General features: G+C 66.0%; 14 protein-coding genes. 5 read left to right on the top strand and 9 right to left on the bottom strand.

Translation table 11 applies throughout. The features are described from left to right. Positions 1 to 371: 371 nt before the first annotated feature. Together VGK20_01300 and VGK20_01295 are read left to right on the top strand one after the other, a co-directional pair. Positions 372 to 587: a hypothetical protein gene (locus VGK20_01300; GenBank protein HEY2772664.1), complete on the top strand. Its 216-nt coding sequence runs from the start codon at positions 372 to 374 to the stop codon at positions 585 to 587. A 528-nt stretch (positions 588 to 1,115) separates the two neighbouring features. Next, positions 1,116 to 2,552, top strand: coding sequence for a coniferyl aldehyde dehydrogenase (locus tag VGK20_01295; protein HEY2772663.1), 1,437 nt, complete (start codon positions 1,116 to 1,118; stop codon positions 2,550 to 2,552). A gap of 105 nt (positions 2,553 to 2,657) precedes the next feature. Here VGK20_01295 and VGK20_01290 read toward each other — a convergent pair whose 3' ends face one another. The 8 genes from VGK20_01290 to VGK20_01255 form a co-directional block, all read right to left on the bottom strand. Further along, entirely contained in the window at positions 2,658 to 3,995 is a 1,338-nt protein-coding gene (locus VGK20_01290; protein HEY2772662.1) for a hypothetical protein, read from the bottom strand. 456 nt (positions 3,996 to 4,451) lie between these two features. Next, positions 4,452 to 5,780 carry an amino acid permease gene (locus tag VGK20_01285; protein HEY2772661.1) on the bottom strand — a complete coding sequence of 443 codons (1,329 nt, stop codon included), beginning with the start codon at positions 5,778 to 5,780 and terminating at the stop codon, positions 4,452 to 4,454. A gap of 122 nt (positions 5,781 to 5,902) precedes the next feature. After that, complete coding sequence (locus VGK20_01280) at positions 5,903 to 9,892, bottom strand: FG-GAP-like repeat-containing protein (protein ID HEY2772660.1); 3,990 nt, start codon at positions 9,890 to 9,892, stop codon at positions 5,903 to 5,905. Between the two features lie 245 nt (positions 9,893 to 10,137). Next, complete coding sequence (locus VGK20_01275) at positions 10,138 to 10,674, bottom strand: nucleotidyl transferase AbiEii/AbiGii toxin family protein (GenBank protein HEY2772659.1); 537 nt, start codon at positions 10,672 to 10,674, stop codon at positions 10,138 to 10,140. Then, a complete protein-coding gene (locus VGK20_01270; GenBank protein ID HEY2772658.1) occupies positions 10,671 to 10,889 on the bottom strand; it encodes a hypothetical protein in 219 nt (72 codons plus the stop codon). The genes VGK20_01275 and VGK20_01270 overlap by 4 nt, the downstream gene beginning before the upstream one ends. Positions 10,890 to 10,940: 51 nt before the next feature. Beyond that, the gene (locus VGK20_01265; protein HEY2772657.1) at positions 10,941 to 12,095 is read right to left on the bottom strand and encodes an acyl-CoA dehydrogenase family protein; all 1,155 of its coding nucleotides are present in this window, start codon (positions 12,093 to 12,095) and stop codon (positions 10,941 to 10,943) included. An 89-nt stretch (positions 12,096 to 12,184) separates the two neighbouring features. Continuing rightward, positions 12,185 to 13,372, bottom strand: a complete 1,188-nt coding sequence (locus VGK20_01260; protein ID HEY2772656.1) for an acyl-CoA dehydrogenase family protein — start codon at positions 13,370 to 13,372, stop codon at positions 12,185 to 12,187. Positions 13,373 to 13,614: 242 nt separating this feature from the next. Further along, a complete protein-coding gene (locus tag VGK20_01255; GenBank protein ID HEY2772655.1) occupies positions 13,615 to 14,160 on the bottom strand; it encodes a TetR/AcrR family transcriptional regulator in 546 nt (181 codons plus the stop codon). Positions 14,161 to 14,347: 187 nt separating this feature from the next. Here VGK20_01255 and VGK20_01250 point away from each other — a divergent pair, with 187 nt between their 5' ends. The 3 genes from VGK20_01250 (at position 14,348) to VGK20_01240 (ending at position 19,176) form a co-directional block, all read left to right on the top strand. Then, entirely contained in the window at positions 14,348 to 16,999 is a 2,652-nt protein-coding gene (locus tag VGK20_01250; GenBank protein HEY2772654.1) for a DUF3604 domain-containing protein, read from the top strand. 193 nt (positions 17,000 to 17,192) lie between these two features. Further along, positions 17,193 to 18,158, top strand: a complete 966-nt coding sequence (locus tag VGK20_01245) for a peptidylprolyl isomerase (GenBank protein ID HEY2772653.1) — start codon at positions 17,193 to 17,195, stop codon at positions 18,156 to 18,158. Next, on the top strand, positions 18,130 to 19,176 hold the full coding sequence (locus VGK20_01240) for a HupE/UreJ family protein (GenBank protein HEY2772652.1): 1,047 nt from the start codon (positions 18,130 to 18,132) through the stop codon (positions 19,174 to 19,176). The genes VGK20_01245 and VGK20_01240 overlap by 29 nt, the downstream gene beginning before the upstream one ends. A 77-nt stretch (positions 19,177 to 19,253) precedes the next feature. Here VGK20_01240 and menH read toward each other — a convergent pair whose 3' ends face one another. Then, positions 19,254 to 20,057 carry a 2-succinyl-6-hydroxy-2,4-cyclohexadiene-1-carboxylate synthase gene (menH, locus tag VGK20_01235; protein ID HEY2772651.1) on the bottom strand — a complete coding sequence of 268 codons (804 nt, stop codon included), beginning with the start codon at positions 20,055 to 20,057 and terminating at the stop codon, positions 19,254 to 19,256. Between the last annotated feature and the right edge of the window lie 366 nt (positions 20,058 to 20,423).

The raw sequence follows: 20,423 nt of genomic DNA, 5'->3' as shown, positions 1-20,423 counted from the left end.
GCGAAGCTGCGGGCCGGCGGACGAAGCCCGCGCCGGCGCATCGCGTCAGGCACGGCACCGTTTTTTCGCGGCGCCGATCCCGTCTCCCGGCTCGGAACGTGGACAAAATTGCGCGAGTTGGATCACGACGAATCTCGCATGCGCGCAAGGATCTGCGTCGTGAAAATGAGAATTCGGTCAGGACCGGCGAGATGCTCGAATACCTGTTGCAGCCCGACGTCGGAACACGCTAACCAACACTGGAGACCGACCGGCCCGGCCGGAGTGTTCGGAGAGTGTTCGGAGGGAAATCAGCGATGCGGGCATCACACCTTACTTCGATCCCGGAGATGGATCCGGCCGCAGCACGACGTCGACAGCTCCGGACCGTCGTGGCCCGTCGCATCGCAGGTCGCGACCGTCTGGTGACGGCCGCTGCGCGTCCGGCGGCGATTTCTCCGCTGCACTCGCTCGAGGGCCTCGCATCGGCCTTTTTCGTGGCTTCGATCGCTGCGGGATGGATTGCGGTCGCAACGACGACCACGGCTCCGCTGCTTGCGGCCAGGGAGCTTCTGGGAAGGGCTGCGAAGGTTTTCGAAAAGCTCTGATCTATCGCTTTGAGCGCGTAACGTGCGCTTTCATTGCGCATCTGTTGCGGTCTGCCGCGCGTCTCCAGCAACCGATCGGCTTTTCAGCCGGTCGCCGCCTCTCCTCAGCGAACCTCATCCGCGTCCACCTCGCGAGGCGGCGACCGTCCAGCATAGGACCATCATCGACTCGCCGACCGAAGCAGCGACCCGTGCGTTTCTCATGGAAACGCACGCACCTGCGCTCGCATGCGAACGCCGCTATGCAGTGGCGACAAAGCCGTGTGTCCCGCGCTGGTCGGATCTCGGCAGCCTGGCGAGTTGAGGGCCACTCGCACGGCGTCGTCTTCACCCTCGGAGCGGGGTCGTGACGGCGACATCTGCCCGCTCGCTGCGACGCAGTTTCGGCGTATTTTCCCTGCGAAACGGGGGCCGATGGATTCGCCTTGTCTCGGCAGCCTGCAGCGGCAACGATCCCTCACCCCCGGCTGTCGCGAACCCTTTTACCGGGAACACGGACGCGGCCCGAAATTCGAGGAGGCATTCATCATGGCGCAGACCGCCCAGCTTCGAATCGTTCACTCGGTCGAAAACGAGTGTGACAGAGTCTTCCAGCTTCAGAGGGAGGCCTGGCTCAAGCATCCCTTTCCGAGTCTCGACGAGCGCAAGGCCAATCTTGCCAAGCTCGAGAACATCCTGGTCCAGAACGTCGATCGCATCGCGGAGATGATCGGCAAGGACTTCGGCCACCGCTGCGCCGAGGAGACCAAGCTGCTCGAGATCTTCACCAGCATCGACGGCATCCGCGACGCAAAGAAAAAAGTCGCCAAGTGGATGGCACCCGAACGGCGCCACGTCTCGATCCTGTTCGCGACCGCCAAGAACCGGCTGATTCCCCAGCCCAAGGGTGTCGTCGGGATCGTCGTTCCGTGGAACTACCCGCTGTTCCTGCTGATCGGGCCGCTGACGAGCGCGCTGGCCGCCGGCAACCGCTGCATGGTCAAGATGGCGGCCAACTCGACGAACCTGTGCCGCTTCCTTGCCCAGAAGTTCGCCGAGGTGTTCCCCGAGGACACGGTGGCGATCCTGCCCGGCGTCAAGGGCAGCGACTTCTCGAGCCTTCCGTTCGATCACCTGCTGTTCACGGGTTCGGCCGACGCCGGCCGCAACGTGATGCGCGCCGCAGCCGAGAACCTGACGCCGGTCACGCTGGAGCTCGGCGGCAAGTCGCCGACGGTCGTCTGCGACGACTTCGACATCGAGACGGCGGCCTCGCGCATCCTGTATGCGAAGTACGTCAACGCGGGCCAGACCTGCCTGGCGCCCGACTACGTGATGGTGCCCGCTTCCAGGCGCGACGCCTTCGTTGCCGCGTGCAGGAAGATCCTGCCCCAGCGCTACAGCAACGTCTCCGACTCGAGCTACACCTCGCTGATCGATGAAAAGGCCTACAAGCGGCTGAAGATGACCCTGGACGACGCGGCGGCGCGCGGTGCCGAGATCGTTCCCCTGATCCCGGGAGCCACGTTCGACGACAACCTGCGCAAGTTCCCGCCGCATCTCGTGCTCAACCCCACCGACGAGATGATCGTGATGCGCGAGGAGATCTTCGGGCCGCTGCTGCCGGTCAAGACCTACCAGAGCCTGGACGAAGTGCTCGCGTACGTGAACTCGAAGGACCGCCCGCTCGGCTTCTACTTCTTCACCAACGACAAGGAGAAGGAGAACAAGCTGATCTACGGGACGATCTCCGGCGGCGTCACGATCAACAACTGCGTGATGCACGTGGCCCAGCACGACCTGCCGTTCGGCGGCGTCGGCAGCAGCGGCATGGGCCATTACCACGGGCGCGAAGGCTTCGTCGAAATGAGCAAGCTGCGCCCCGTGCACACCAACCCGAAGCTGCCGGGCGTCGAGCAGTTCTACCCGCCGTACGGCAAGAAGCACTCGCTGCTGTTCAACCTGCTGCTGAAGTACAAGCGCTGATTTTTCGGGGACAGGTACGCATGACGCGCGGAAGCACTCCGCGTCATGCGTGCCTGTCCCGCATGCCGCGTCGTCGCCGGCGCTTCATGGGCACCGATCGTTCCGTCAGTTTCCGAAACAGAACGGTGCGCCGTCGACGCTGTTGCAGCGCACCAGCAGCGACGGGCCGGTGAGCACGGCGTTGCCGGAGCGGTCGAGGAAGCGCGCGTTGATCACCTGCGCGCTGAAACTTTGCGGGCCGGACAACCCGTTGAGGTCGGCGAATGGATGGGGATCGGCGACGGTGGCGCTGCCGCCCGTGATCTGGACGACGGAGTGCAGCAGCGGCCCGTCCACCAGCGTGCACACACCGCCCGAGCATCCCGCGTCGCGCACGGTGGTGCGGAACTGCGCATCCACCTGCAACGGGCCGCTGTAGCCGGCCGAGCTGCAATCGAGAAGGTTTCGCAGGTACCCCTGGACGACCATCGTTTCGTCGCCGGGCAGCGCGATGTCGATCTTGCCGCGTCCCTTGGTATCCGAATCGAAATTGCCGCTGTCGGGGACGACCGGGATCACCGCGTTGACCGGATCGGCGGAGCAGTCGGAATACGCCACCGCGACGCAAGCCGCCTGTCCGTCGCCCGTCGTCGTGTCGGTGTCTGCGGGAAGGCACGGCGCGAACGAGCGGATGTAGCGGGCGATGAGATCGGACGAAGGGCCGGCGCCGTTGGCGCCGTACGCTTCGGCATCGGGCGGAGCGATCGCCGCAAACATCGAATCGAGCCAGCGCGGCTGCTTCGCGGACGCGATCACCGGCAGGACGTCGTCCCCCGAGCTGAGCCCCGTTGCGAGGAACGGCTTTCCCGCAAGATCGAGCACCTCCAGCGCGACGACTTCGGCCGTGTAGCCGTGGTCCACGGGCAGCGGAGGAATTCCTTCCATCGCGAAGGCCTGGCTGGCATCGGCGTGCATCTTGCAGAATCCGCCAGTCCCGCACGTCAGCGACTCGTCGAAGGAGATGTCCGGCAGCGTGCACATGCCGGTGCTGCACGCGGGGTCCTGGCTGTGGACGCGAAGGATCGTGCGCACGTCGAGCTGGCCCTTGTACGACTCGCCGCTGCAGTCCTGGACGTCGCGCAGCAGCACCCGCGTTTCCAGCGTCGGGTTGCCGTCGTAGATGCGCGTGCGGCGGCGCCCCGAGACCTGCATCAGGAACGACGTGGCGCCGCTCGACCCGAGCCTCAGCGCCGTCGTCGGGCTGGTCGCGCAGTCGGAAACGGGAACGGGCGGAGAGCAGGCCGCAACGCCGTCGGACGTCGAGGTGTTGGCGCTGCCGGGCAGGCACGGGGCGTAGTCCGTGACGAGGTGGCCGCGGTTGTAGTGGTGGGCCTGCGCGGTCTGGCTGAGCGCAAGAGCTGCGACGACGACGCAATTCGCGAGAACGCGGGGACTCCGCTTCATGCCCGCGGGAGCTATTCCCCGTCCACCCCCGACGCAAGCCCGCGGAACTTATAGCGGGGATGTAATGGGGTCAGGCACCAGAGGAATGGTGCCTGACCCCATCTATTCCTGGCCGTAGACGCGCTGGTGGGCGAAGCGGAAGAAGCCGGACGCCTCTTCGGAGCGCTCGACGTCGGCCTCGGCGCCGAAGCTGCTGGAGGAGGCGTTCCAGCTCCGCCCCCTGGTAGCGGCCGACGAGGTCGGCGCGCTGCTGCATGCACTTCTCGCCGTCGCTCCAGCTCTGGGTAGATCAGGCCAGTGGTACTCAGAGTGCGGACACAAGGGCAGATCCGAAGAATGGTTGCGGGGCCATCCGGCACGGCAAGAAGCGTGAGCGGCGTCGCGCATGCGCGTGCTCTGCCGTCCCGGCGCGCCGGGTAGCGCACGAGACCGATTTCATGGAATCGCTCGAGCCCCTCAGCGCCGGCGCGTAAAAAACGCATAAGCCGGAAGCGCGGTAGCGGTGACTGCCAGCGCCGCCGCGCACTCGAGCGGACGTCCCCACAGCATCGCGATCGCGATGCCGCCGTTGGCAACGAGGTACAGCGCAGGCACCACCGGATAACCCCACGCGCGGTACGGCCGCGTACGGTCGGGCTGGCGCCGGCGCAGCGCATAGAGCGCGGCGGTGTCGGCCATCGTCGCGAGCACGATCGCGAACGTCGTGTAGTCGAGGACGCTCGGGAAACGCTTGAGCAGCAGGATCAGCGTGATCGCAAACACGGCCTGCACGACGATCGCGATGTGCGGCGTTCGATAGCGGTGGTGAACGCCCTGGACCGCGAGCGGAAAGAGCCCGTCCAGCGCCATGGCGTACGCGATGCGGGGGCCGACGAGAATGGTGGCGTTGAGGCAGCTCAGCACGGACGCGAGAATGAGAAACCCCGCGACCGTTGCGCCCTGTTCGCCGAAGAACACGCGCGCAGCCGCCTCGCCGACGTGCAGCTCGCCGCGCAGCGCATCGATCGGCAGCGCGCAGAGGTAATAGACGTTGACCAGCAGGTAGATGACCGTCGAGATCGCAAGCCCGAGGAACAGCGAGAGCGGTACGTTGCGGGCGGGGCGATGGATTTCGCTCGCGACGTAAACGGACGCATTCCATCCGAGATAGCTGAACAGCACCGGAGAGAGCGCAAGCGCGAACCCGAGCAGCGTGACGTCGCCGGGAATGGGCGGCGTGGCCGGCGGCGGTAGAGGATTGGCCGGGGTGACGATCAGGCCCGCGAGGCCAAGCGCGACGAGCGCGAGGATCTTGAACCCGCCCGTCACGTTGTTGACCCACGCGGCAAGGCGCACGCCGCGATAGTGGACCGCCGAGGTGCCGATCGTGATCGCGATCGCGACGGCGGTGCGCGCGCCGTCACCCAGGATCACGAAGTTGCCGAGGCCTTCGGCGAAGCCGACGGCGAGCGTGGCGACGGTGCCGGCGTAAATGACGAAGAACGACAGCCAGCCGACGAGGAAGCCCGCCAGCGGATGCCACGCTTCGCGAAGGTAGACGTAGTCGCCGCCCGCGCGGGGATACATCGCGCCGAGCTCGGCATTGGCCAGTGCTCCGGCCAGCGACAGCAGACCACCGAAAATCCACGCCGCCAGGAAAGCCGACGTGCGCGGCAGGTCGTCGGCGACCGTGCCGGGTGTAAGAAAGATGCCGACGCCGATGACCGAAGAGACAACCAGCAGTGTCGCGTCGAGTAGCGTCAGCTCCGGCCGCAGCCGGTCGAGCGGATGGCGATCGTCACTCATCGGGAATCCGGAACAGGTACAGAATACAGGCCGCTCACGGCCGGTGAAATACGTACCTGTCCCGGACTACACGAAGTGCAAAAATGCGTGACCGGCCGGTGCTCTCGTGATTGTCCCGGTTTCTACATCGGGGGCACGCACTTGAGAGCGTCGCCCTTGGTGTTGGGGACGCAGGAGCGCGACCGCTCGAAACAGACGCCGCCTACCCTCACTCTGGCGAACACGCGCTCATCCGACGGCGTCGCATCGACGTCGCTGCCCTTGAGCTGCCAGCGCCAGAACCCGTTCTTGAGCTGCAGCTTCACCTTGGTGACGCCCGGCGCCTTGGCCGAGTACGAGAAGGTCGTGCCGGTTGCGTTGGCCTTGAAGCTGCCGTGCGGGATCACGACGTCGAGCTGCGCGGCATCGGGACCGCCGACGGTCACTTCGACGTCGTTTGCCACCGGGTCGAGCGTGCGTCCGGTCATGTTGACGAAGCCCGAGACGAGGAACTTGTCGTTGGCCGCGCCGTCCGGGTGCTTGAGCGAGACTTTCTGGATCACCGAGCGGTACTCGGAGCTGCAGCCGCCGGGCGACGGCGAAGTGGCGACGCCCGAGTTGATGTTTCCGCTGCGCTGCACGTCGTGCGACGCCGTTGCCCACTGCACGCTCTTGGCGCCCGTTCGCTCGTAGTCGGCGCCGGTGCCCCAGGCATACAGGTTGCCCTCGCGCGTGATCGCGACGACGTCGATCTTGCCGTCGCCGTTGATGTCGCCGGCCGTAGCCGAGCCGACCATCCAGCCTCCGGTGAACTTCGGCCATCCCGTCGGCTCTCCGCCGTTGGCGCCGAATGCATGCAGGTAATAGCCGCCGCTTCCCTGGAGAATTTCGGCCACGCCGTCACCGTCGACGTCGGCAATCGCCGGCGAGGACAGGAACTGGAGATCTTCGTTTCGCGCGGGGAACGCCGGCAGCGACTTTCCGTCGGCCGACCACGCCATCATCTGGTGATCGCCCGGACCTTGCAGCGCCGGGCCCTGCGCGTCGAGAAGCTGGTGACCACCGACGCTCGGCAGCGCGAAATCCATGACGCCGCTCGAGAAGAAATCACCGGCGGCGCCGCCGCCGAGCAGCCCGAAGGTCAGCGGGAAATCGTTGCTCGAAGCATCCGGATTGTTTCCGGCCGTGAGCACCGGGCTCATGACCTTGTACTTGCCGCCGGATGCGCCGAACACGGACGTGCCGTCGCCCTGCAGCAGGTAGGCCGGACCGTTGTTGCCGTTGATGAAGACTTCGTCGTCGCCGTCATCGTCGATGTCGGCCAGCACCGGCGCCGCGGTGACGCCGTGGCCGACGGTCGGCAGCAGGTCGGAGATCAGAAGCCCGATTTTGACCGGCCAGCCGGGTAGGAAAGGCCCGGACGGATTGGACGCGACTGCCGGATCGAGATTGCCGAGGTGAGAGATCGCGTAGACGCGGCCGTTCGGCAGGTCGAGCCCCGTCATCAGCCCGTTGAATACAGAATTGTTGATGAAGAAGTTCGCGGTCTCGCCGCGCACGTACTCCTCGTTGGATCCGATCACGATGTCGGGCTTGCCGTCGCCGTCGATATCGCCGACCGACGGCGAGCTGAGCAGCTTGGTTCCGATCGAGCCGACGCTCTGGCCGGAGATCGTCTTCCACACCACCTGCCCATTGTCCGCGTTGACGCTGGACATCTCGCTCTGGTCGACGACGAGCACCGGGAATCCCGTGTGCTGGGTACCGTCGTTGTTGAACACGTAGAGGTGGCGATCCATCGCGGCGACGAGGATCTCGAGCTTTCCGTCGCCGTCCAGGTCCGCGAGGGTCGGCGAAGCGATGACGCCGTAATCGAGGCGATTGGCCTGGTTGCGGAGCGAGGGCGCCGAGAACGCGGGATTGAGCGTCGCCGGAAAGCCGGAAACCGTCGTGCCATCGCGGTGGAACGCGTAGACCGAGCCGTCCATGTCCGCGGCGATGACTTCGTCATTGCCGTCCTGGTCGATGTCGCCGATCGCGATGCCGGCGAGCACGGCCGAATGGTAATCGGTGCCGAGGTCACCGAACGAAACCGTCGAAGGAAGCGCCAGCGCGTGGGTCTGCACGGGCCAGCCGCTGAGCTCGGTGCCGTCGGAGTGCAGCGCGTGGATCTTGCCGTCGGAAGCTCCGAAGACGATGTCCTGGGCGCCGTCCTTGTCGAGGTCGTGAAGCAGCGGCGGCGAGTCGCCGGACACGCTGACGCTGATCGGGAAGCCAGGCAGCAGGCCCGCGTCCTGGTGCAGCGTCACGTTGCGGCGCGCCTGGCCGACATTGCCGAGGCTGTCCTGGACGGTGACGCGGATCGTGATCGCATAGGATTCGTCGAAATCGTCCTCGTTGGTACGCGGCAGCGTGATGCCCGCAAAGCCGCAGGCGGCGGCAGTGGAGGCAGTATCGAGGCTCGCCAGGGGCCCGTCCTCGATCGCAGTGCCGCCAAGATTGCCCGAGCCGATCGTGTGGGTCGCGAATTCACTCTCGAGAGGAGCGACGCCGCAAGCCCAGTCGACGACGTAGCTCGCATTGTTGGAATCGCGGTAGGCAGCGACCGTTCCGTGGATGGGCAGCGAGGCCGTGACCGACGGGTCGAAGTTCGTGAACCAGCCGGGCGACGTAATGTCGGCTTCGGGCGGAATCGTCCCGGCGGCGATGCGGTCGAGCGCGTGGCGCACGTTGGCGCGGCCGTAGCCGAAGAATTTGTCGAAGCCCGCGTGCGACGGGAAGCGCTCGTCGGTCAGGTTAGGGAAAATGCTGAGCAGCGCGGAATTCGGCGTGAGCGTGTTCGGTGCGGTCGACGAGAAGTCGATGTCGTCGGCCGTCATCTTCATGAGCTGGTAGATTTCCAGCGGCGACAGCGGCTTGCCCGTGTGCGGGTCCGCCGTGATCGCTCCGCGCTCGATCTGGTTCTTCGCCTGCGAGAGCATCAGCGAGAAGATGCCGGCCGAGCGGCCGGTGGCCTCCGACGAGCACGAGTTGGACGCAATCGCGACATCGGCGCGTCCGCTGAAGTTCGTGCAGCCGTTCAGCAGCAGGTTGGACTTGTTCGTGACGAGGAAATTGTCGTCCGGCCGCACGGAGTTCGCCCAGAATCCGTGGGCGTACACCGCCGGAAAATTGTGGTGGTAGCTCTGCTCGTCGGCGGCCGAGAGCACCATCGGCACGCCGCGCTGGAAGGCGTACTCGACTGCATCCTGCGCGAGCTTGGTATTGTTCAGCGCCCCGAGAGCTTCGGAGATCACGCTGACGCCGCGATCCAGCGCGTAGGCGACACCTTTGCCGAAATCGTTGCCGTCGGCGACGAAGCTGTCGGCGACCTTGATCGGCACGAACATCCCGTTGGGCGACACGCCCCAGGATCCTCCGTTGTTCGCTTCGCCGCTGGAGTCCTTGGATTCGCCGGTGCCGTGGCCGTAGCCGGCGTCATCGAACGGGTCATTGTCGTTCTCGTGAACGTCCCAGCCGCAGATGTCGTCGACGTAGCCGTTATGGTCCGTGTCGACGCCGTCGCTGAAGATCAGGATGAGATCGCGCGGATCGATGATGCCGTTGCCGTCCGCATCGTGGACGCGCGAGTCCTGGTAGGGGTGCGACGGATCGGTCGAGAAGTAGTCCTCGATGTTGAACACGCCGTCGCCGTTGCGGTCGTAGACGGCACTTCCCTCCGGAAGCGGAAGCTCGCCGGCGTTGAGCGCCGCCTTGCGCACGTTGTCGCTGTCGTAGCGGATGCCGGAGTCCAGGTGGGCGACGAGCACGTCCGGGCGACCGGTCGTCAGTTGCCACGCCGTGTCGATGCTCATGCCAGCGACGCCGCTGAGCTCCTCGGCGGAATTCGGCAACGACGGATCGACAAGGGAGGACGCGCGGAAGTCGTACTGCCCGACTTCGTTCGGGAGCGCGGGCGGATTGGTCACCACCGTGTGCATGTAGGCCTTGTAGTCGCTGGTGTCGGGGCAGCCGTTGCATGGCGGCCACGGAAACTCGGCGACGGCCAGGCGGGGCAGGGCGAGCAGCAAGAGGGCGGCAAAAACGGCGGCGCGGCGCGCCGCAGGCGCGAAAGTGGAACGACGATCGGTCATGAGCTGGTCCTCCCGGGGACGGTCCGAAGCGGCCTGATACGACGGCTCCGGCTGCGGCCAAAGCCGCTGCCGTGTCAGCGTGGACCCGCGCTGGAACTGATGCAATCCGGAAATTCCCGTAAGCTCGGCGTTCGGGCAGCGGGTGGCCGGGAAGCGCGTACGGTCGGCAGGCGGCAGGCCCGCACGCTGGCAGTTGTGGCGAACATACCGGCGTCCACGCCGGGTCGTAAGGAACCCGCGCCTCGTCAGTTGCGCGATTCGACGATGCTCTGCCAGATTCCCGCGCACTCGGCGGGCAGGTCCGTGAGCTCCTGCTCGACCTGGCCGACGAGCCGAGGGTCGGAAGACTCGTCGATCAGCCGCGCGATGTCCCAGCGATCCTGCGGCGAGCCGGCATAGAGCTTGAGAAGAATCAGGTCGTAACGCGTCGCGACGGGCGCCGAGGTGCCGTGGATCTTCTGCCGCACTGCCCGCTCGACGATTCGCCGCTGCCACGGGTGGTTTCCGATGACGACGTCGATCGGGGATTCGCCGTCGCGACGAATGCGGATGACGCCGGTAAGCGGGTCGTCGACCTCTCCGCGGCGGATCTCGACCTGTGCGCCCCCTGCGCGGAGGTCCTCCCATACATGCGGCTTCAGTGCTTCGACCTCGGCCAGCAGCAGATCGACATCCGTCGTTGCGCGCGCCACACCGTGGGCGGCCATCGCCGTGGCGCCGATGACGGCTACCTGCATGCCGCGCGCAGCCAGCGCGGCGACCACGTCGGCAAGCAGGTTCATCCGTCGTAGCCGGCCGATTTCGACGGGCGGCGCCCGATCTGATTGTTGCGGCGAAAGATTTCGCGAGCTTCGTCGCGGCTGATGCCGCTGGCGCTTGCGAGCGTATCGATTGCTTCCTGTCCGAGCCGCAGCGCGAGCTCGACTCGCTGCTCGGGCGACATCCGGGCTACTTCTGCGTCGAGCTCGCGTCGCATGGTGTCGGCGACCGACTTCACCGAGCGAGTCTAGCGCGAGCGGGGACGGCGCCCAAGCGTATCACGACAATGTCATCTCGCCGCCCCATCAAACCCCGGCAGCGACGCATATCGCCCAAGGTGCCAATCGGCATCGCCGAACAGCGCCTGCAGCACGCGGATCCTCTTGAAGTACAGCCCCACGTCCTGCTCGTCGGTGATCGCGATGCCGCCGAAGAGCTGGATCGAGTTTTCCTGCACGTACCAGCCGCCCTGCTGGAGCTGCACCTTGGCCGCGGAGATCGCTGCGCGCCGCTCGTTCGCATCCGCCGAGTCCACGCGGATCGCGGAGAGGATCATCATGCCCTTGCACAGCTCGACCTCGGCGAACATGTCGCTGGCGCGGTGCTGGAGGGCCTGGAAAGAGCCGATTGCGCGCCCGAACTGCTTGCGCTGCTTTAAGTAGTCCACGGTCATCGTGAACAGCGACGCGAGCTGTCCCTGCGCTTCGGCTACTGCCGCCGCGGCGCCGCGGTCGAGCGCCCACTCGACCGCCTCGGATGCTTTGCCTTCCTTTCCGAGCAGGCGATCGGCGCCGACTTCGACTCCGTCCAAACGCAGAAGCGCGGTCGAGTGACCGTCCATTCCGTGCACGCGGGTGCGCTGGAGACCCGGCGCGTCGCCATCGACGACGAACAGCGAAAGCCCGTCGGCATCGCGCGAGCCGCCGGACGTGCGCGCGGCGACGACGATCGCGTCGGCGGCGTGGCCGTTCAGAACCCAGACTTTTTCGCCGCGGATCGTATAGCCGCTGCCGGATTTTGTCGCCGTGGTCTCGCAGTCGGTCGCGTCGTAGCGGCTCTGCTTCTCGGCGTACGCGAACGCGAGCGTCGTGCGTCCTTCGAGCATCGGCGCAAGAAACTTCTCGATCTGCATGTCGTTGCCAAGGCGCGAAAGAAGCCCGCCGGCGAGCACGACCGATGCGATGTACGGCTCGGGCACCAGCCCGCGGCCGAACTGTTCCAGAATGAGCGACGTATCGACGAAGCTGCCGCCGTAGCCGCCGTGCGCTTCCGGAAACGCGACGGCCAGCCAGCCGTTGTCGGCCATCGTCTTCCAGACCTTCGGCTCGTAGCCGACGTCCGTCGTGCGCATCTGGCGAAAGCGCGTGACAGGAGAGTCCTTGTCGACGAAGCGGCGTACCGCGTCGACCATCATTTTCTGTTCTTCACTAAGCTCGAAATTCATTCGTCGTCCATTATTACAGAGTAGTGATGGGGTCAGGCACCAGAGGAATGGTGCCTGACCCCATTCCTCTGGTGCCTGACCCCAACGCTTCAGCTCGGCGGCAGCCCCAGGATCATCTTCGAGATGATGTTCTTCTGGATCTCGTTGCTGCCGCCGTAGATCGTCGAGGCGCGCAGGTAGTTGAAGTTGGACGCCATCCAGAGCTGGTACTCGGGCATCGCATCGGTGGGCGAATCGTACCAGCCCATCGCGTTGTGGCCCATCGCGTCCATCGCCAGCTCCGTGATCTCCTGCTGCACCTCGGTGCCGGCGATCTTGAGAATCGAGCTCTCCGGCCCCGGCGCATGGCCGAGCTGCGCGGAAGCAAGCGTGCGAAGGTTGGCCATGCCGACGGTGCGAAGGCGGATCTCGAGCCGGGCAAGGCGCCGGCGAAACGTCGCGTCTTCCATCAGCGTCTTGCCGCCGACACGCGTGTCGCGCGCGATGCGGCGCACCATGTTCAGCAGGCGGCTCGATTCGGCCACTCCGCCGATCGACGTGCGCTCGTGGCCGAGCAGCGCCTTGGCCATCGTCCATCCCTGGTTCTCGGGACCGACGCGGTTGGCCTGCGGCACTCGCGCATTGTCGAACCACGTTTCCGAGAACGCCAGCGTGCCGCCGATCGTCATGAACGGCTTCACTTCGACGCCCGGCGTGTTCTTGAGATCGGCCAGCAGGAACGAGATGCCTTCCTGCTGCTTGCCGGCGGCGCTGGTGCGCGCGAGCACGAAGATCCAGTCGGCGTACTGCGCGTGGCTGGTCCAGGTCTTCTGGCCGTTCAGGATGTAGTCGTCGCCTTCTTTTTCGGCGCGAAGCTGGAGGCTTGCCAGATCGGAGCCGGAGTTCGGCTCGCTGTAGCCCTGGCACCAGACTTCTTCACCGGAGAGGATCTTCGGCAGAAAGCGCTGTTTCTGCTCGTCGGTGCCGAACTGGATGATCAGCGGGCCGACCATCGTAAGACCGAACGGCGACAGGCTCGGTGCGTTGGCCCGAACCATTTCTTCGCTGAAGATGTGGCGCTGCGCCGAATCCCAGCCGGCGCCGCCCACTTCCTTCGGCCAGTGCGGCGCGGACCAGCCTTTCTGGTGCAGGATGCGATGCCACTGCATCGTCTCGGCGTGCTCGTAGTGACCGCCGTTTTCGGCCTTGTGCCGGATCTCGGGAGGCATCGCCCCCGCGATGAAGCGACGCACCTCGTCGCGAAACGCGATCTGCTCGGGCGTGTACGACATGTCCATCTGGGTTGCTCCTGCTCGATAGGCTCGATGGCTCGATGGGCTCGATGGCTCGATGGTGCTTGCTGGACGGTTCTCTTTGGATGGCGCTTGGCAGCGGCTGTGCCGACTGCGGCGGAAATACGTAGCGAGCACGGGCCCGCAAGTAAACATCCCTCAGATGAGCTGGCGCACCGCGGCCGGTCGCGTGAAAACGCGCGGGCACCGGCCGCAAATGCGATTTCGGGCGAGGTCGAGCCGGCGACTCAGGCGACTGCCGGAGCGAACATGCACACCAGCATCGACGTCACGGTTTCCCTTGCCGCGTCGATGTCGAGCTGCTGGCGCTGGCGGATCTCGCTCCACGTTTCCCACGCTACGCAGACGGCCAGCGCCGCGACCTTTCGGCGCCGCGCCTCTTGGCTCATGGCGTCGAGCTCGGGAAGAAACGTCTGTTCGATCTCGGTGCTGGCGATCCCGCGTATCCATGCAAGGCGTCGTGCGACCTCGGGAGCGAAAGGCTCGTGGAGCAGCGCCACGCGTCGCACCGGGGTGACTCGCTCGTTGAGCGCGCACCAGCGGATCGCGAGCTGGGATGCCCTTTCCACCAAGCGGCCGGATGTCGGCGCGGGATCGGGGATCTCGCGCGAGACGCGCTGGATCTGCAGCGCAGCGGCCTCGCTGTGAAGCGTCTCCATGTCCTGGAAGTGGCGAAAGACTGCGCGCTCGGAGACACCGGCCTCGGCGGCGATGGCCTTGGCAGTGGGGCGCAGGTCGCCTCCGTCGAGGAGGTTGAGGTAGGCCTCGGCCACCGAAAGTCGGGTGTTGGCGGACCGGAGGGTCCGACCATCCTCCTTTCGGGGGATCAAGGGAGGCGCAGGGGTGGATTTCTCGGGGGTGACCACGACCCGGACGAATATCAATTGTCACCCCTCCTGCCAACTGTTAAAAGGCATCCGCCGGCGGATTTTTCATTTTCGCGGCGGGAGGACTCCACACATGGGCGGGACCATCAAGACCGGGCCGGTCGGCCGCAGGGCGCTTGTCACTTTCGGGGCAGTGACGGTGATGTTCGGGGCGGCCGCGTCCTCGGCGTTCGCCGATCCGCCTCCTCCGCCCGCCAAGGACTGGACGCGCACCGAGGCCCACGCCGACTGCGACAACTACTACCCGCTGCGCCACCCGTTCTTCGGCGACACCCACGTCCACACCAAGTACTCGGCCGATGCGGTGCTCGCGCGCACGCGCAACACTCCGTACGACGCCTACAATTTCGCGCTCGGGACTCAGGTGGGACTGCCGCCCTACGACGCGTCGAACAACCCCGGGCGCTTCGCGACGATCGAAACTCCGCTCGACTTCACCGCGATCACCGATCACTCCGAGGGTTTCGGCGAAGCCAAGATCTGTCTCAACCCCGGGTACGACGGCTACAACGCGCAAACCTGCCAGGACCTGCGCGCGACGTTTTCTCGCGACTACCATCCGACCAATCCGTTGCCGAAAGCCTTCGTCACCTTCTTCACGGCGCTGACGACGGAGTTTCCCTCGCGCGACCCGAACATCTGCGGAGCGGCTCCGGACTACCAGGACTGCCGTACCGAGGCGACGAACGTCTGGGGCGACATCCAGACGGCGGCCGAGCAGTTCTACGATCGCAGCAACGCGTGCTCGTTCACGACCTTCGTCGCCTACGAGTGGAGCGGCAACACCTTCGGCAACAACCTCCACCGCAACGTGATCTTCCGCAACGCCGAAGTGCCTGTCCTGCCGACCAGCTACTACGAGCAGAACACCGCCGAAGGCCTGTGGACGCAGCTCCAGTTGCAGTGCAAGGATTCGTCGACCAACTGCGACGTGCTCGCCATTCCGCACAACTCGAACATCGCCAATGACCAGATGTTCTCGAAGTTCGACGTGACGGGAATGACGAAGATCACGGCGCAGCAAGCGGCGCTGCGTGCATCGATGGAGCCGATCATGGAGCTGACCCAGGTCAAGGGCGACTCCGAGTGCCGTGACGGCGTCGTCGGCACGACCGACGAGCTCTGCAACTTCGAGAAGCTTTCCCGCCAGCAGCTCACGACGGAGGTGCCGACCTGGGATCCGACCAAATTCAAGTCCACCGCCTATGCGCGCGGTGCACTGAAGCTCGGACTGCAGATCGAAGCGTCGCTCGGCGTCAATCCGTTCGCGCTCGGTTTCATCGGGGCTACCGACACGCACAACGGCGTTCCCGGCGCGACGAGCGAGATCGACTACGGCAAGATCGGTTTCAGCGGCGTCGCCGATTCGGAGCCGGCCTTCATCCTCGCCGAAGCGACCCCTCCTTCGAAGATCCAGGCCAACGGCGGTGGACTTTCGGTGGTATGGGCCGAAGAAAATTCCCGTGACGCGATCTTCGCGGCGATGAAGCGCAAGGAGACGTACTCGACGAGCGGCACGCGACCGATCGTGCGCTCATTCGCCGGTCGCTATCCGCTCGACATGTGCGGCAATGCCGATTTCGTCGCCAACGGCTACGACAAGGGTGTGCCGATGGGCGGCGACATCGGGCCGGTACGCGGCAAGCTGTCGCCGCGCTTTGCAATCATGGCCAACATGGATCCGGGCGCGACGGCGAGGCCGGGAACCCCGCTGCAGCATGCGCAGATCATCAAGGGGTGGATCGACAGCGCGACCGAGCAGACCTCCGAGAAGGTCTACGAAGTCGCCGGCGACCCGAGCAACGGTGCGGACGTCGATCTCGCGACCTGCAACGAAACCAACGCGAACAAGGGTTTCGCCACGCTGTGCTCGGTGTGGGAAGACCCCGACTTCGATGCGACGCAGAATGCGTTCTACTACCTGCGCGTGCTCGAGGATCCGGTCTGCCGCTGGAGCCACCGGCTGTGCACCGAGCTGAAGACCTGCTCGGTGCTGCTGCAATCCTGCCACGCCGACCCGACTCGCACCTGCGCGACGAACGACGACTGCGTGCGCGAAGATCCGAACAACAACTATGCGGATGTCCCGGTTGGTCCCTGCGACACGGCGTATCCGGCGCTGTGTGAAATCAACGCAGACTGTACTGCCAAATCCGCCGGCACCTGCGGTACGACACCGGCGGTCGACTGCTCCAATCCGTCGTCGGTTCCGCCGGGCGCCACCGAGTGCTGCGATCCGCAGATCCCGCAGACGATCCAGGAACGCGCCGTTGCTTCCCCGATCTGGTACCACCCGGGCCGCGTCGGCATGACCAAGGGCCGCGTCCAGTTCGGCAAGACCGCGGGAGAGGACAAGCTGCAGATCACGGCGATCATTCCGAAGTCGCCGCCCGAGCTCGACCCGGCAACCAACGCGCTGACGCTGACGATCAGCGACGACACCACGGCGTGGACGGTGACGCTGCCGGCCGCAACGATGACAGTGAAGAAGCCGGGCGCGTCGTACTCGTACAAGGACAAGACCGGCGCGAACTCGGGCCTGACGGGCCTGTCGATCAAGATCTCGAAGGGCTTCGCGACACTGAAGATCAAGGGACTGACCGACCTTTCGTCGATCGCCAAGGCGAGCCAGGCATTGACGTTCGAGCTGACGTCGGGCACTTACGATTCGTCGGTCAAATCGGACTGGACCTTTGCCGATCCGAAGCTGTCGCTGACGTTCTGAGACCGCCGGTTGGTCCGGCACTCGTGCTGCGGGAGAATCGTCGCCGCCGATGCCGGACCTCCAGCTCTCGGGCTCGCCTTCGGGCGAGCCGTCCGTTTCCCGTACAGGGACACTCGCGGTTCCGTCTTCCGCAGGGGCTACGCGGCGCTCCAGGCTGCGCCGCCTCCTTGCGGCTCCGGCGTTTCATTTTGCCGTGGCCGGATCGGCGTTTTTCGCGCTGTCCCAGTGGCTCGGCGGCAATGCGGCATCGGCCCCTCCTGCGGCAGCCCGCCAGATCGACGTCAACGCGGCGCGCATTCACGGAATGGTGCGCGACTACACGCTGGCCAACCACGCCAGCGTCAGCGAAGCGGACATTCGCGCGCTGATCCGCAACTTCGTCGATGAGGAGATCCTGTTTCGCGAGGCCGTCGCCAGCGGTTTCGAGCAGGCGGATCGCTCGATCGCCTACCGCCTCGAGCAGAAGATGCGTTTTCTCGGCGAGGACCGCGGCGAGAGCGACGACGAGCTGTATCGTCGCGCGCTCGCGATGGGACTGCACCTGACCGACCCGATCGTGCGCAACATCCTGATCGAAAAGATCCGCCTCGTCGTCGGTCGCGCGACGCCGCCGCCGACCGATGCCGAGCTCGAGTCGTGGTATCAGGCCCATCTCGGTTTATACCAGCAAGCCGGCCGCATCAGCCTGAGGCAGGTGTTCTTCGACCGCGGACGTCGCGGCGCCGACGGTGCCCGCGACGCAGCGGAGAAGGCGGCGGCGCTGGCGCAAGGGCACGGCGAGGAGGTGGCGTCGTCGCTCGGCGGGGATCCGTTCGTGATGGGCTCTTCGCTCGACGCGCAGAGGCGCGACGACCTGACCAAGTATTTCGGCGCCGCGTTTGCCGACGCGGCGCTCGCGCTGCCTGCCGACGCATGGTCGGAGCCGATCGCGTCGCCGTACGGCTGGCACGTCGTGTTCATCCGCAAGCGCTTCGATGCGCGCACGCCCGAGCTCGCCGAAGTGCGCTCGCGTGCGGAAACCGCCTGCCAGACCGAAAGACGCGAGCAGAGGGTCGTCGCGTACCTCGACAAATTGCGCAGCCAGTACACCGTTCGCATCGACGAGGACGCCGTGCGGCGAGAGGTGGGCCATGGCCCCGATGACATCGGCCGAAGCTGAGCGGCGCGTTCGTCCGCTGCGGCTACGCGGCATCGCTTCCTGGTGCGTGTGCGCGATGCTTGCGCTGCGCGTGCTCGCGCCCTTGCCGTCGCTGGCCCATGCGCTCGACCCCGTGCTGTTCGAGCTGACCGAGCGGGAAGACGGCAAGATCGACGTCCGCTGGAAAGCGCCGAGCGCGAAGATGCCGGGCATGCATCTGGTCGCCGACCTGCCGCCCCAGTGCCATCGCGACGGCGATGCGTCCGAAGACGACTTAGGGGACGCGACCGTTTCGCGATGGGTCATGGTCTGCGACGGAGGGCTGGTCGGCAAGACGATCGGGATCGAGGGTCTGGAGACCACCGACGCCCTGGTACGCATCACGCTGCGCGACGGCTCGGTGGACCGGCGCGTGCTCGGCGCCGGCCATCCCACGGTCACCGTCGTGCCGGCACCGACCCGCAGCGACGTCTTTCGCGACTACGCGCGCCTCGGCATGGAGCACATCGCCAGCGGCATCGACCACCTGCTGTTCGTCTTCGGCCTGCTTCTGCTGACCGGGGGAACGCGGCAGCTGTTCGCCACGATCACGGCGTTCACGATCGGACACTCGGTGACGCTGGCGCTGTCGGCGCTGCAGATCATCTCGGTGCCGCAGGGGCCCGCCGAAGTGGTCATCGCGTTCACGATCTACGTTCTTGCGGTCGAGCTGGCTCGCGATGCGGCGCCGGATTCGACGCTGCTTCGACGGCGACCGTGGGCGATGGCGTTCTCGTTCGGGTTGCTGCACGGCCTGAGCTTTGCGGGAGCGCTCAAGGCGGCGGGACTGCCGGACAACGACGTGCCGATGGCGCTGCTGTCGTTCAACGTCGGCATCGAGATCGGGCAGGTCATCTTCGTCGTCCTGGTGCTGGCGGCATGGGCCTCGCTCGACACAGTCACCAGGAGCCTGCCGCGCTGGTCGCAGCGCATTCCCGTCTACGCGATGGGCACGGCGGCGTGCTTCTGGGTGCTGTCGAGGGCGGCGGCGCTGATCTGACGCCGGGACACCGCCGCACATCCACTGTACGCCGGCTTCCGTTTCATGCGCGCTGGCGTGGAGTGGAGACCACCGCTTCAGTGGTGGTGCGCACCCGCGTGATGCCCGAGGAACTCGTCGACGATTGCAACGAACTCCTGCGGCTTTTCCAGGTGCACGTCGTGACCGGCACCGGGGACGATCTCCAGGTGCGCGTGCGGCAGCCCGTGCTTGAGCTCGCGTGCGAGCGCGACGTGCTCGCTGTCGCGTGCACCGGCGATCAGCAGCACCGGCGCGTCGATCTTCGCGAGGTGCTCGCCGAGCCACGGATGCGCGGCAGCTCCCGCGTCACGAAGGCTTCTCGCGATCGCCTCGCCGTCGCCGCGAAGGCGCCGCGCGCGCTGCGCCGCGAGAACGTCGGCGGGAAGGGTTTTCTGCGTCGCCAGCAGCGCGAGCGTCTCCCACTCGTCGACGAACGCCTCGAGTCCTCGCGACAGCAGCGTTCGCATCCTCTCTTCGTCGGCGCGGCGCTGCGCGTCGCGACCGGCACCGTCGGGTAATCCGGCCGAGGCACTTTCGAGCACCAGCGATGCGACGCACCCCGGCCGCGTCGCCGCGAAGTACAACGCGGCGCGCGCGCCGAGAGAATGGCCGATCAGGTGGCCCTGCGGCGCCTCGAGCGCCTCGAGCACCGCCTCGATGCGATGGGCAGTCGCGTCCATGCTGCAGTCGCCGTCCTCGCGCGCATCGGCCGCCTGCCCATGGCCGGGAAGGTCGAAGGCGGCCACGCGGCGCCCGGTCTGCAGCGAAGTCGCGACCTCGTGCCAGTCGTCCTTGCAGCCGAGAAATCCGTGGAGAAGCAGCAGGGGGACGTCCGAGGGGGGTGCGGGATTGGTTGTCATAGTGCCTTGGTGTCGTTGCACGGCGCCGCGCAAGTCGGCCCGGGATCGGGCCTTTTTGTCCGGACGAACCGCAGAGTCGATCGGGCCGGGTGTCCGGGCAATCCCACGGCCAACGACCGATCGCGGACCGAAAAAGGTGACCGTGACCACATGGAGAGGCCGCAAACCCACCCCGCCGAGGACTATTTACATTTTTTTCAATAGTGGCTGTTGATGCTGACATCGGAGTAAGTATACCGTCCTTCCCAGAAGAAACGTGCCGGAGGGCCCTCGAATGTCAGTGATTGGTGTCCGCTGCCTCGCACTGGCGGCGATAGGTCTGATCGGATTCACGGATGCTTCGAAAGTTTCGGCCCAGGCCCCCCC

Source organism: Candidatus Binatia bacterium (genome assembly GCA_036493895.1).
Taxonomy (GTDB): domain Bacteria; phylum Desulfobacterota; class Binatia; order UBA1149; family CAITLU01; genus DATNBU01.
Note: the sequence above shows the minus strand (reverse complement) of the source record. Positions and strands in the feature narration are given on the sequence as shown.

Coding starts and splice junctions, on each gene's coding strand:
- VGK20_01260 (HEY2772656.1), bottom strand. CDS start 13,372: ATGGACATGTCGTACACGCCCGAGCAGATCGCGTTTCGCGACGAGGTG.
- VGK20_01280 (HEY2772660.1), bottom strand. CDS start 9,892: ATGACCGATCGTCGTTCCACTTTCGCGCCTGCGGCGCGCCGCGCCGCC.
- VGK20_01275 (HEY2772659.1), bottom strand. CDS start 10,674: ATGAACCTGCTTGCCGACGTGGTCGCCGCGCTGGCTGCGCGCGGCATG.
- VGK20_01295 (HEY2772663.1), top strand. CDS start 1,116: ATGGCGCAGACCGCCCAGCTTCGAATCGTTCACTCGGTCGAAAACGAG.
- VGK20_01250 (HEY2772654.1), top strand. CDS start 14,348: ATGGGCGGGACCATCAAGACCGGGCCGGTCGGCCGCAGGGCGCTTGTC.
- menH (HEY2772651.1), bottom strand. CDS start 20,057: ATGACAACCAATCCCGCACCCCCCTCGGACGTCCCCCTGCTGCTTCTC.
- VGK20_01285 (HEY2772661.1), bottom strand. CDS start 5,780: ATGAGTGACGATCGCCATCCGCTCGACCGGCTGCGGCCGGAGCTGACG.
- VGK20_01290 (HEY2772662.1), bottom strand. CDS start 3,995: ATGAAGCGGAGTCCCCGCGTTCTCGCGAATTGCGTCGTCGTCGCAGCT.
- VGK20_01240 (HEY2772652.1), top strand. CDS start 18,130: ATGGCCCCGATGACATCGGCCGAAGCTGAGCGGCGCGTTCGTCCGCTG.
- VGK20_01265 (HEY2772657.1), bottom strand. CDS start 12,095: ATGAATTTCGAGCTTAGTGAAGAACAGAAAATGATGGTCGACGCGGTA.